Origin of the sequence: Herbinix luporum, assembly GCF_900070325.1 — a bacterium.
Classification (GTDB): domain Bacteria; phylum Bacillota; class Clostridia; order Lachnospirales; family Lachnospiraceae; genus Mobilitalea; species Mobilitalea luporum.
This window is the reverse complement of sequence record NZ_LN879430.1, coordinates 1,878,221-1,890,512: the sequence shown is the minus strand read 5'-3', so window position 1 is coordinate 1,890,512 and position 12,292 is coordinate 1,878,221. Positions and strand designations below refer to the sequence as shown.

Annotated in this window: 11 protein-coding genes; 7 read left to right on the top strand and 4 right to left on the bottom strand. The window is 34.9% G+C overall.

Annotated elements, in window-relative coordinates; translation table 11 throughout:
- The first annotated feature begins 46 nt into the window (after window positions 1-46).
- Together nifU and mnmA are read left to right on the top strand one after the other, a co-directional pair.
- Window positions 47-487 carry a Fe-S cluster assembly scaffold protein NifU gene (nifU, locus tag SD1D_RS08815; RefSeq protein WP_058258574.1) on the top strand — a complete coding sequence of 147 codons (441 nt, stop codon included), beginning with the start codon at window positions 47-49 and terminating at the stop codon, window positions 485-487.
- A 13-nt stretch (window positions 488-500) separates the two neighbouring features.
- Window positions 501-1,649, top strand: a complete 1,149-nt coding sequence (gene mnmA, locus SD1D_RS08810; RefSeq protein ID WP_058258573.1) for a tRNA 2-thiouridine(34) synthase MnmA — start codon at window positions 501-503, stop codon at window positions 1,647-1,649.
- Window positions 1,650-1,741: 92 nt separating this feature from the next.
- Here the strand turns inward: mnmA and SD1D_RS08805 are convergent, their stop codons facing one another.
- Complete coding sequence (locus tag SD1D_RS08805; RefSeq protein ID WP_058258572.1) at window positions 1,742-2,557, bottom strand: histidinol-phosphatase HisJ family protein; 816 nt, start codon at window positions 2,555-2,557, stop codon at window positions 1,742-1,744.
- A gap of 15 nt (window positions 2,558-2,572) precedes the next feature.
- Window positions 2,573-4,345, bottom strand: coding sequence for an Rqc2 family fibronectin-binding protein (locus SD1D_RS08800; protein WP_058258571.1), 1,773 nt, complete (start codon window positions 4,343-4,345; stop codon window positions 2,573-2,575).
- A 214-nt stretch (window positions 4,346-4,559) separates the two neighbouring features.
- On the opposite strand from SD1D_RS08800, the gene SD1D_RS08795 reads away from it, so the two are divergent.
- Both SD1D_RS08795 and SD1D_RS08790 read left to right on the top strand, forming a co-directional pair.
- Window positions 4,560-5,612: a C40 family peptidase gene (locus SD1D_RS08795; protein WP_058258570.1), complete on the top strand. Its 1,053-nt coding sequence runs from the start codon at window positions 4,560-4,562 to the stop codon at window positions 5,610-5,612.
- Between the two features lie 138 nt (window positions 5,613-5,750).
- Window positions 5,751-5,933, top strand: a complete 183-nt coding sequence (locus tag SD1D_RS08790; RefSeq protein ID WP_058258569.1) for a PspC domain-containing protein — start codon at window positions 5,751-5,753, stop codon at window positions 5,931-5,933.
- 91 nt (window positions 5,934-6,024) lie between these two features.
- Here SD1D_RS08790 and SD1D_RS08785 read toward each other — a convergent pair whose 3' ends face one another.
- Window positions 6,025-6,381 (bottom strand): response regulator, encoded by a 357-nt coding sequence (locus SD1D_RS08785; RefSeq protein WP_058258568.1) that lies wholly within the window; start codon window positions 6,379-6,381, stop codon window positions 6,025-6,027.
- Between the two features lie 12 nt (window positions 6,382-6,393).
- Window positions 6,394-7,281, bottom strand: a complete 888-nt coding sequence (locus tag SD1D_RS08780) for a chemotaxis protein CheX (RefSeq protein WP_058258567.1) — start codon at window positions 7,279-7,281, stop codon at window positions 6,394-6,396.
- Between the two features lie 402 nt (window positions 7,282-7,683).
- On the opposite strand from SD1D_RS08780, the gene argS reads away from it, so the two are divergent.
- The 3 genes from argS to SD1D_RS08765 all read left to right on the top strand — a co-directional run bounded on the left by argS (window position 7,684) and on the right by SD1D_RS08765 (window position 12,277).
- Window positions 7,684-9,456, top strand: a complete 1,773-nt coding sequence (gene argS / locus SD1D_RS08775) for an arginine--tRNA ligase (RefSeq protein WP_058258566.1) — start codon at window positions 7,684-7,686, stop codon at window positions 9,454-9,456.
- 95 nt (window positions 9,457-9,551) lie between these two features.
- Window positions 9,552-10,886, top strand: coding sequence for an ATP-binding protein (locus SD1D_RS08770; RefSeq protein ID WP_058258565.1), 1,335 nt, complete (start codon window positions 9,552-9,554; stop codon window positions 10,884-10,886).
- A 95-nt stretch (window positions 10,887-10,981) separates the two neighbouring features.
- Window positions 10,982-12,277: a dihydroorotase gene (locus SD1D_RS08765; RefSeq protein ID WP_242955208.1), complete on the top strand. Its 1,296-nt coding sequence runs from the start codon at window positions 10,982-10,984 to the stop codon at window positions 12,275-12,277.
- Window positions 12,278-12,292 lie beyond the last annotated feature (15 nt).

Sequence of the window (12,292 nt, the reverse complement as noted above, 5' to 3'; positions counted from 1 at the left end):
TAAATTCGCTATAGTTGATACTATTTGATAAAGTGGAGGAAATATTATGTATACAAAAAAAGTAATGGATCATTTTACAAATCCAAGAAATATGGGTGAAATTGAAAATCCCAGTGCTGTTGGGACTGTGGGAAATGCCAAGTGCGGAGATATCATGAGAATGTATATGGATATAGATGACAATGGTGTAATTCGGGACGTAAAATTTAAGACCTTTGGCTGTGGTGCGGCAGTTGCCACAAGCAGTATTGCTACTGAACTAGTAAAAGGAAAGACTATAGAAGAAGCTCTTAAGGTTACAAATAAAGCTGTTGTTGATGCTCTTGATGGTCTTCCTCCGGTAAAGGTACACTGCTCATTGCTGGCCGAGGAGGCAATTCATGCGGCTTTATGGGATTATGCTGAAAAAAATGGCATTAAAATCGAAGGATTAAGAAAGCCTAAGTCTGATGTCCATGAACATGATGAGGACGAGCAAACTTATTAGATTGGAGTTATAAATGGATAAAGTGGTAGTCGGAATGTCCGGAGGAGTAGACTCCTCTGTGGCGGCATACCTTTTAAAAAAACAAGGGTATGATGTCATAGGTGTGACAATGCAAATATGGCAGGATGATGATGTTTGTTCCATATCGGAAAACGGTGGCTGCTGTGGCTTAAGTGCAGTAGAGGATGCAAGAAGAGTTGCTAATGTATTGGATATTCCACACTATGTTATGAACTTTAGGAAGGAATTTAAGGAAACTGTTATAGATTATTTTGTATCGGAATATATCATGGCCAGAACCCCAAATCCATGTATTGCTTGTAATAGATTTGTTAAATGGGAGGCCTTGCTTGCCAGATCCTTATCTATAGGAGCTTCCTATATTGCTACCGGACATTATGCTTCTATAACAAGGCTTGCAAACGGCAGATATGCTATAAAAAATTCAGTTACAGCCGCAAAGGATCAAACATATGCCCTGTATAATTTAACCCAGTTCCAGCTAGAACATACACTTATGCCTGTGGGAGCTTACTCCAAGGAAGAAATCAGGGCAATTGCTAAAGAGTTAAATCTTCCTGTAGCCAATAAACCGGATAGCCAGGAAATTTGTTTTGTTTCCAATAATGACTATGCAGGATTTATTGAGGAATATTTAAGCGATGAAGAAAACCGAAGGATTATAGAAGAAAAAAGAAGGCTTTATAAAAAAAGTATGGAAAAGTCCGGATATGGTTTTACCCCAGGTAATTTTGTAGATTGGAAGGGAAATGTACTAGGACAACATAAGGGCTTAGCTAACTATACCATAGGACAAAGAAAGGGGCTAAATCTAGCCCTTGGCAGACCGGTATTTGTTATGGAATTAAGACCTGAAACCAATGAGGTGGTTATCGGGGATGCAGACGATGTATATACAGATCGTTTTTATGCTAATAATCTTAATTTTATGGCCATAGAGGATTTAGAAGATGAGATGGTGGTATCAGCAAAAATCCGATATAGTCATAAAGGTGCTCCTTGTACCATTAAAAAAACAGCAAAAGATGAAGTGTTGTGTGTTTTTGACCAACCCCAAAGGGCAGTAACTCCGGGACAGGCGGTAGTATTTTACCAAGATGATTATGTTGTTGGCGGAGGAACTATACTGGGTAAAAGATAGTATAAAATAATAATAAATTAGTTCGAGTATAAAAAATCTATTGCTAAAAGTATTTTTTATACTCGAACTTTATTATCTATACAATATAGAAACTATAATTTAATCATATTAGGCTGACCCTCTTTAAAGATGGTATAATATTTATAACCTAGATTTTTAAGAAGGGCTTCTGCTTTATCAAAATCATAGCATAGATGTTGGGGTAAATGGGCATCTGATCCGATGGTAATTATCTCCCCCCCAAGTTCTTTATATCGCTTTAAAATCTCGGTTTTGGGATGGGGATGTCCAAGACCATACTTATATCCTGAAGTATTTACTTCAATCCCTTTACCGTGATTTAAAAGAGTCTTTAAGATTTCGTCTAAGACATCTTTATAGTAGGGATAGGAGTACTCTTGATACTTAATCTTACTGCTGGGGGCATAGCGGACCACATAATCTATATGACCGCATACATGAAAACCCTGATAAATCTCACAGCATTTTTGTATTTCCTCAAAACATTTTACTATCCCTTCCTCTTCGGTAATATTTTCCCAATATTGTGGATAATATGGATCCATTTGATTCACTATGTGGATAGATCCAATTATAAAATCAAAGGGAAATGAATTTATAAGTTTATACATAGAATCACTTATATGGGGCTGCATTCCAAGCTCAAGTCCAATAAGAATCTCAATCTGGGACTTATACTTTTCCTTCAATATCTGAAGTTTTTTTAGATAGTTATCTATATCAAATTGGAAGGAATAATCATATATTTTAGGATAATCATAGTCCATATGGTCAGTAAAGCATAGGGTTTTAAGGCCCAGCTTTATGGCCTTATCAATCATATCTTCCATCTTTGCTTTTCCGTCACTGGAAAAATTAGAATGAACGTGAAGGTCAGCGCAAATCATATTTTCCTCCTTAATCTATTCTACTTCCTTTATATCCGATATATCAGTATCTGCTATCATTGAATAATTAGTATGGTAAATGACAAAGCCAGGTTTTGAGCCACTGGGTTTTTTTATGTTTTTACGCTGGGTATAATCAATTTCTACTTTTTTTGAATCTCTGGCGCTGCTATAATAGGCTGCAAGCCTTGCTGCTTCCTCAAAAGTTTTATCAGGTAGTTTATCCCCACCGGATTTTACAATTACATGGGAGCCCGGAATGTTCTTGGAATGGAACCACCAATCCCCTCCGTCAGCCAGTTTGAAAGTAAGTTCTTCATTCTGATAATTATTTTTACCTACATAGATATGGTAACCGTCTGAGGAAATATAATGAAAAGGTTTGCTTTTTGCATTTTTTGATGATTTTTTTGACTTATCTGATTTATTGGAAATATGCTTCTTTTTAATATAGCCGTATTCCATCAGTTCTTTTTTTAATTCAGCTAAATCATCTTCATCAGTGGCAATTTCCAAGGAAGCACGAATAGATTTTAAATGCTCAATCTCATCCTTAGTTTCTTGTATTAAGGTGGTAAGAGCATCATAGGTCCTTTTTAATTTGTTATATTTTTCAAAATACCTTTTGGCATTTTCCATAGGTGTAAGGGTCTCATCAAGAGGAATTTTTATTTCCTCATCATTATTATAGTAATTAGGGGCAATTAGTTCTTTGGCATTGGGCTTTAGATTATAGCCATAAGCACTTATAAGTTCCCCGTAGACTTTATATTTGTCCCTTTTTTCGGTATCTTTAAGCTGTTTTACTTGTAAATCATATTTTTTTACGGCCCTTTCTATGGTATTTGCCACTAGTTTACGAAGGTCAGCGGATTTTTGCTGCATTACAGCTTGGGCATTTTTCTCAGCGTAATATGTCTCTAGCATTTTTGATGGAGATGATAATTCTTTAATATTATAATTATTATTCATATAGGAGCTTAGAGGAATACTGGAAAACTCCTTAGGGCCATGTTCTCCTATTACAATATGAGGATAGAATTTTTTCTCCTTAACCTCTTCTATGACCCTTTCAAAATTTCTAAAAAGGTGTAAACCCATGTCTTCACTAAGTGTCGAGGTAAAATCGTCAGAATAGATAGAAGCCCGATGGCAGATTTCATTAGCTATTAGGGGGCTGATGCCCGTAAGGCCTGTATAAAGGGCTTTTGATAAAGGCATTTGCTTATTTAATATATGCTCCTTAAAAGAAGGATAATCTATGGTAAGGGGGTCTAGTTTATGGATAGTTTGTGGAATGAAATATTCTCTACCGGGGAGGACCTCACGAACAGAGCTCATAAATTGATTGACCCGTTTAATGCTATCAATAATGGTCATGTTATGGTCGCAGAATATAATATTACTATGCTTGCCCATAAGTTCGATAATTAGATATTTAATCTTTAAATCACCCAGTTCGTCCATATGTTCTATTTTTATGGATACTATACGCTCTAAAGAAGGTTGGGTAATATCAAGAATTTTTCCGTTATTTAGATGCTTACGAAGCAACATACAAAAATTTGGAGCAGTCATGGGATTAGCCTTAGTGTTCTCGGTAAGATAAATTAAGGGCATGCCTGCCCCTGCCGAAAGAAATAATTTATAGTTAACTCTATCTTGTCCTTTTATACTAATAAGTAGTTCATCCTTTTCGGGCTGGGCAATCTTATTAATTCTTCCTCCCATAAGGGTAGATTTTAATTCCTCAACAATACTTGCAACTACAATTCCATCTAATGCCATAATAACCTCCGATATTTTGAATTACTGCTTTGGACATTATAGCATATTGAAGAAAAAATTAATATAGGTAAGAATATATAACATTTAAGGCTATTAATACAAATAAATGGTATTTAAGAATAAACTACCAGGTGCATTTATTTATAAGATGCTATATAATACATTTGTAACAAATTTAACATTTACGTAATAAAAGTTACAGTGGAGGCATTGTATGAATAAAAAGGTACGAAAGATTGCTGTTTGTTGTGCAGTAGGTTCATTGGCACTTATGGGAAGAGCAAAAACTGCATATGCAGCAGGAGAACCTGTTGCAGGTATAACAGTCTTAATAAATGATATTAGTGAAGATCCCAAAATGAATGCAGAAATAAATAATATTCTTCATCCTATAAAAAAGTATGGGAATATGGCAATAGCAGATGTTAATAATTATGTAAATATAAGAAGTCAAGCAAATACCAACAGTAAAATATTAGGCAAACTATATAGTAAGGGGACAGCTACAATTCTTGAGGAAGAGGGAGATTGGCTTAAAATTAAATCAGGAAGCGTAACTGGGTACATAAAAGCAGAATTTTTAATTACAGGTAGCAAAGTTTATGAGATGATAGAAGAAGTAAAAACTAAACTGGCTACCGTAAATGCCAACAAGCTGAATATCAGAACAAAAGCAGATATAAATTCTTCTATATTAACCCAAGTTCCTAATGGGGACAAATTAAAAGTAATAGAAGAAAGTGGAGAATGGATTAAGGTATCTACCGGAAATAAAGTAGGATATGTATCTGCTGATTATGTAGATATTAAAACTGATTTTCAGGAAGCCATTTCAATTGAGGAAGAACAAGAAAGAATAAGGCTTGAGAAGGAAAGGCAGCAAAAAGAAGAAAGTAAGGCGGTTTCCTCCCTAAGGCAACAAATTGTTAACTATGCTAAGCAATTTATAGGGAATCCATATGTATGGGGAGGAACCAGCTTAACAAGGGGGGCTGATTGCTCCGGCTTTACACAATCTGTATTTAAAAAATTTGGTATATATATTCCTAGAACATCCAGATCCCAAGCAGGCAGCGGGAAAAGAGTTTCTTTGGATAAAATCCAGCCCGGTGATCTGATATTCTACACTAAGAACGGAAGGATTAATCACGTAGTAATCTATATCGGGAACGGAAAAGTACTAGGGGCCGCAAGTAAAGAAGAAGGAATTGTTATTAAGAATTTAAACTATAGAAAACCATATAAAGCGGTAAGTTACATAAATTAGCATAGAATAAAAAAGCATGGATCTTATTAAGTATAGGATACATGCTTTTTGTTCACATTATATTTACAAAAGGTTCATAAAAAGTTCATGATACCTGGTACCCACAGAGGTTAACATTGTAGTGAAAGGAGGAGTTGTATGGAGCCAAAGAAATTATATCGTTCTTCTACAAATAAGATGATTTGCGGAGTATGTCAAGGAGTTGCTGAATATATAAATATTGACCCTACGGTGGTAAGGTTATTATGGGCCTTGGTTGGTTTAAGTGGAGTGGGAATAGTTTTCTACTTTATTGCAGCTATTATTATGCCGGTTAGATAAGTTTATAAAAATTAAATAAAAAATAGAAAACGAGGTTGTATTTTAACAACCTCGTTTGTATTTATGGCTATAATGTGATATATATATGTATTTATTGGACTTTTTCAATAATCTCAATTATCTGGTTTGCATCAAAGGGCTTTGTTAAGAATTCGGTAGCACCATATTTAACGGCATCAACCATTTTGTTTTTTTGTCCCGCTGCAGTTACCATAATAACTTTTGCATTCTTATCTATATTCATAATTTCCTTTAAAGCTGTAAGACCGTCCATAACCGGCATGGTTATATCCATAGTAGTTATATCGGGGCGAAGTTCTGCATATTTTGATATTGCTTCTTGACCGTTTAAAGCCTCGCCGATTACTTCGTGGCCGTTCTCAGTTAAGATACTTCTAAGGATTTTTCTAGACGTTCTGGAATCATCAACTATAAGAATTTTTGCCATATTTATACCCTCCTAATTTATAACAACCTTATGGTCAGTGACGACCAATAAGTCAGTTTGATTTCCGTTTATAATAATAGGTACAACATAAATATCACCATCAGAGACCAAAGTTTTGTTTTTGTTAAACTCCGGTGGTGTCATATCAATATGTATATCCTCTTTACTTAGTTTAGAGGCAAATAATCCGTTATTACAATTTATAAATTCGCAAACTGAATCAAAAGCATCCTCATCCATTGTAGTAAATTCTTCTTTAGCAAAGGGAGAGGCGATATCTAACAGGGCTTGATCCTCGCCGGCAAAGGCGACAAATAGTTCATGGTTTCCAACCAGTCGTTGATATGCGATTGAACGGAAGGGATAATTTTTTACGGTATACGCTTTTTTTAGAAGAATATTGTTATTAATAAAACGGATTATATTCCGTATAGCCAGAGTAATACATTCTCCGGTTAAGGGGATGTTTACATCGACAAATACCGGAATGATTCTATCAATATCACCAGACTTAAGCGCATCCAATTCCGTATCAGAAAAGCCGTAATCTTTTTTAAAATCTTCAATACAGGATTCAATTTCTTTCATGGACATTATATTGTTTTCCATAAGAGTTTGAATCAATCTCATATAAGGGTTTCCTTGAAGGTTTAACAGATAATTTACTTCCTCAGCCAGTAGATACCCTTTTTCGATTGCAATATCACCAAAACGGCGATCTTTTTGCTTTTGAATTTCATTAACTTCTTCGGCTTGTTTAGTAGTAAGCAATTTTTCAGAAACAGCAATAAACCCAAGTTTGGCACGGGAAGTTTTTTGCTGCAACATGATATCCTCATACTGCGATTGAGAAATTTTATTCTTTTCTAATAAGTAATCCCCAAAATAAAGCCCGAACATGATGTTTCTCCTTTCGTATCCTTAATTCTTCCCTACAACGCTTTATGGCAACTGGAAAGTGATTGGAGTTACATTACTCCTAATTTCATTTAAAATAATCCCTCTATATATAATATACAACAAAAATAAGAAAAATAATAGTACTTATTTGAAAAATATTCAACTTTTCTGTTAAAAAATAATAAAATACTTGCAATTTTGAAGAAAAAGTAAATTATTCTAACATATAAAATAGACAATATTAACAAAAATATTAAAACTAATATAAATTATACAATATTGTACACAATACTCTCAATATGGCTATTTATTACAAATTAATAATTTAATAACAAAAACAGATGACATTTATGTCCGCCTATGTTAAAGTATTGTTTAAGTTAAGAGAGGTTGGAGGTAACAATGAAAAAATTAGTCGACTTAATATCTGAGGATGTAAAAGAAGCATTTATTCAAAAAGGATATGATGAAAAATATGGGATAGTCACTACATCCAATAGGCCTGATCTTTGTCAATATCAATGTAATGGGGCTTTGTCGGCCGCAAGAGAATACAAAAAGGCACCTATAGTTATTGCAGAGGATATAGTGGAAGTATTAAAGGAAAATAGCCGCTTTAAAGAAATTACTGCAATTATGCCTGGTTTTATCAATATAACATTAAGTGATGAGTTTTTAGCAGAATATTTAAATAACATGAACAGAGAGAAAGATTTTGGTTGCGAGAAGGATTCTGCACCTAAGAAAATCATAATTGATTATGGTGGACCTAATATAGCAAAACCCCTTCATGTTGGTCATATGCGTTCTGCGGTAATAGGAGAAAGTTTAAAACGTATCTTCAAATTTATGGGAAATGAAGCTATCGGAGATGTACACCTTGGGGACTGGGGTACACCTATGGGACTTGTTATAGCAGAATTAAAAAGAAGAAAACCGGATTTAATTTATTTTGATGAATCTTATACTGGAGAATATCCAAAAGAAGCTCCCTTTACCATATCAGAACTTGAAGAGATTTATCCTGCAGCCAGTGCATATTCTAAGGAGAACCCTGAGTTTCGTGAAGAAGCAAAACAGATTACCTATTTAATGCAAAATGGTCATAGGGGTTATATGGCTCTTTGGAAACATATGCAGGATGTATCTGTAACAGATTTAAAGAAGATTTATGAAAAATTAAATGTATCCTTTGAACTTTGGAAAAAGGAAAGCGATGCTCAGCCATATATTCCTGATATGGTTAAGTATTTTAAGGATAATGGTTATGCAAGAATCAGCGACGGAGCTTTAGTAGTTGATGTAAAGGAAGAAACTGATACAAAAGAAATACCACCATGTATGATATTAAAGTCAGATGGTGCCACCTTGTATCATACAACTGACCTGGCAACTATTGTGGAGCGGATGAAGCTGTTTAATCCAGACCATATTCTATATATTACAGATAAAAGACAGGAGCTTTATTTTGAAACAGTATTCCGCTGTGCCAAGAAGACAAAGCTGGTAAATGAAAATACAAAACTTCAATTTATCGGTTTTGGTACTATGAACGGTAAAGATGGCAAGCCATTTAAAACAAGGGATGGTGGAGTTCTTCGTCTGGAATATCTGATTAAGATGGTAACCGATGAGGTTTACCGCAAAATAATGGAAAATCGTACTATGGAGGAAGAAGAAGCTAAGGAAGTGGCCTCAAAGGTTGGACTAGCTGCCTTAAAATATGGAGATTTATCAAATCAGGCTTCCAAGGATTATGTTTTTGATGTGGAGCGCTTTACTTCCTTTGAGGGTAATACCGGTCCTTATATTCTTTATACAATTGTTAGAATTAAATCTATTCTTGAGAAATTTAAACAAACAGGCAAAACTATAAATCCAGATTCAGATATCCTTCCCGCCAAATCATCTACAGAACGGGAATTAATGCTACAGATTACAAAATTCAGTGATATGATTCATGCTGCCTATGAAGAATTGGCACCCCATCGGATATGCCAATATATTTATGATTTGGCCGATAAGTTTAGCAGCTTTTATCATGAGACAAAGATTATATCTGAGGACTATGATGATAAGAGACAGGCATCCTTAATACTTATGATTAGCCTTGTAGAGGGAATATTACTGACTTGTATAGATCTTCTTGGATTTGAAGCACCTGACCGAATGTAAAATTTTAAGCTAAAGCGAGGTAGCCAAAATTCCCATAAATAAGGGATTGGTCCCTCGCTTTATATATAATAAAGTCTTATTGTATAGGAGGCATTATGTATCGGCTAATTTCAAAATTAGTAGTATATAAGAAACTTGGTAATAACAGCCTTTTGCTAAAGCTGGCAGATATAATTAAGGAATATGATTATCTGACAGAAAGGGAAAATCCTAGGCAAATCAGCAAAATAGATAGGGAAAATATTATATCCAGGATATATTCCCTTATTAATGAGCTTTTAGATATGGCAACCCTTTATGGTTTTAATCATAATTTATGGCAGGATTACCTGGCATACCTGCTTATCACCATGGAAAATCCTTTTAGCATAACTTGTGAAAAAGTAGGTGCTAGGGAGGGGACTGTTAATATTTTTGCCAAGGGAGATTTTAAGATTTTTAAAAAATTGTTTGATTATGATTTTACCCCTTTAGAAGAGGCATTAGATATAAATTGCTTTTCTATAATAACTAATTATAAGGCTATAGAAAAAAGCAGCACAAGTTATAATAAAAATGTCAGCAAAAAAGTTAGGATGATTAGTAATCGTATAGCAACTGCCAAAGATGAGGAAGAGATTTTTAAGATTGTAACTGATTTTTATAGGGATTATGGGGTGGGAAAGTTAGGACTAAATAAGGCTTTTCGTATATCTAAGGATGAAGGAAAGCTTGAAATCATCCCCATAACAAATACACAAGAAGTCAGGCTTTCTGATTTGATAGGATATGAATTACAAAAAAAGAAACTGCTTGATAATACCAAGGCATTTGTAGAAGGAAGAAAGGCCAATAATGTCCTATTATTTGGGGACAGTGGTACGGGAAAATCTACATCTGTAAAAGCAATCCTTAATGAGTTTTATGAAATGGGACTTAGAATGATTGAAATCTATAAGCATCAGTTTAAAGATCTTTCATCAGTTATTTCTATGATTAAGAATCGAAATTATAAATTTATAATTTATATGGACGATCTTTCTTTTGAGGAATTTGAAATAGAATACAAATACCTAAAAGCAGTGATAGAAGGAGGCTTAGAAAACAAACCTGATAATGTACTTATATATGCCACATCTAATCGCAGGCATTTGATACGGGAAACTTGGAATGACCGCTTAGATATGGAACATAAAGAGGATATCCATCGGTCAGATACTATGGAAGAGAAGTTATCCTTAGTAGAACGTTTCGGAATTACTATTAATTACTCCTCACCTTCTAGGAAGGAGTATTATGAAATTGTAAAAGAGCTGGCTAAAAGGGAGAAAATTGATTATCTTACAGAGGATATGCTTTTATCTGAAGCTACTAAGTGGGAGCTTAGAAACGGTGGTTTATCGGGAAGAATGGCCCAGCAGTTTATTAATTATCTGGCAGGTAAACACTAAGGTAACTTTGTAACTTATGATAATAAAGATATAGTTAGTTTTATATTAGCTTAAAGATAATAGACAATTTGCTAAGTATGAGAGGGGCGAATATATTGATTACTTTAATTAAGAACGGATATGTGGTTGACCCGGCATCAGCCAGAGAGGGGAAGTTTGATATTTTAATAAAAGATGACCGGGTATTAAAGGTTGAAGCAAATATAAAACCGGATGATTATAAAATAAAAGTGGACAAAGTAATCGAGGCAGGTGGAAAATTTGTAATGCCGGGATTTATTGACCTCCATGTTCACCTTAGGGAACCGGGATATGAGTATAAGGAAACCATATTAACAGGTTCATTGGCGGCAGCTTGTGGAGGCTTTACCACAATCTGTGCCATGCCAAATACCAATCCGGCTTTAGATAATCCCGACACCCTTAAATATGTTTTTGATCAGGCAGAAAGAGGATTAGTAAACATATATCCTATTGCCGCCATTACCAAAGGCCAGGAAGGAAGAGAACTAAATAATATTGCAGAACTGGTTAAGGCCGGGGCTGTGGCCATAAGTGAAGACGGCAAATCGGTTATGGATACACTCCTATATTATAAGGCCATGGAAGAAGCTGCTAAGATTGGGGTTTCGGTATTTGCCCATTGTGAGGATAAATCCCTTGCAGCAGATGGGGTAATGAATGCGGGAGAAAAAGCAGATGAGCTGGGCCTACCGGGTATTAGTAATGCAGTAGAAGATATTATTACTGCCAGGGATGTTTTGATGGCAAAAGAAACCGGTGCTAAGCTTCATCTTTGCCATTGTTCAACCAAAGGCAGTACCTTTATATTGGATATGGCAAAGCAGAAGGGAATTAATATTACAGGTGAAACTTGTCCCCATTACTTTACCTTATCTGATAAGGATATACCGGAAGATGACGCAAACTATAAGATGAATCCCCCCCTACGTAGTCCCGAAGATGTGGAAGCTATAAAGAATGCTCTTAAAAATGATATCCTAGATGTAATTGCTACGGACCATGCCCCTCATTCTATGGAAGAAAAGGAAGAATCCATGTTGAAGGCTCCCTTTGGAATAGTTGGCCTTGAAACCGCATTTTCTATTACATGGACAGAGCTGGTTAAGACGGGTATATTAAGCTATAGGCAGCTGGTGGAAAAAATGAGTCTTAATCCTGCTAAAATCCTTAATATTGACAGGGGCTGTATCGGTGAAGGTTCTGTAGCTGATATAGTAATTATAGATCCGGATAAGGAGTATACCATTGATAAAAATGAATTTTTCTCTATGGGTAAAAATACTCCTTTTCATGGCAAAAAGGTTTATGGAAAGGTATTATACACAATAGTTTCAGGTCAGGTAAAATATGAATATGCAAATAGTTAAATATAAAATCGGAGG

Excerpts from the sequence above, each read along its gene's own strand:
- argS (WP_058258566.1), top strand. The coding sequence starts at position 7,684 with ATGAAAAAATTAGTCGACTTAATATCTGAGGATGTAAAAGAAGCATTT.
- nifU (WP_058258574.1), top strand. The coding sequence starts at position 47 with ATGTATACAAAAAAAGTAATGGATCATTTTACAAATCCAAGAAATATG.
- SD1D_RS08790 (WP_058258569.1), top strand. The coding sequence starts at position 5,751 with ATGGAGCCAAAGAAATTATATCGTTCTTCTACAAATAAGATGATTTGC.
- SD1D_RS08780 (WP_058258567.1), bottom strand. The coding sequence starts at position 7,281 with ATGTTCGGGCTTTATTTTGGGGATTACTTATTAGAAAAGAATAAAATT.
- mnmA (WP_058258573.1), top strand. The coding sequence starts at position 501 with ATGGATAAAGTGGTAGTCGGAATGTCCGGAGGAGTAGACTCCTCTGTG.
- SD1D_RS08800 (WP_058258571.1), bottom strand. The coding sequence starts at position 4,345 with ATGGCATTAGATGGAATTGTAGTTGCAAGTATTGTTGAGGAATTAAAA.
- SD1D_RS08770 (WP_058258565.1), top strand. The coding sequence starts at position 9,552 with ATGTATCGGCTAATTTCAAAATTAGTAGTATATAAGAAACTTGGTAAT.
- SD1D_RS08795 (WP_058258570.1), top strand. The coding sequence starts at position 4,560 with ATGAATAAAAAGGTACGAAAGATTGCTGTTTGTTGTGCAGTAGGTTCA.
- SD1D_RS08785 (WP_058258568.1), bottom strand. The coding sequence starts at position 6,381 with ATGGCAAAAATTCTTATAGTTGATGATTCCAGAACGTCTAGAAAAATC.
- SD1D_RS08805 (WP_058258572.1), bottom strand. The coding sequence starts at position 2,557 with ATGATTTGCGCTGACCTTCACGTTCATTCTAATTTTTCCAGTGACGGA.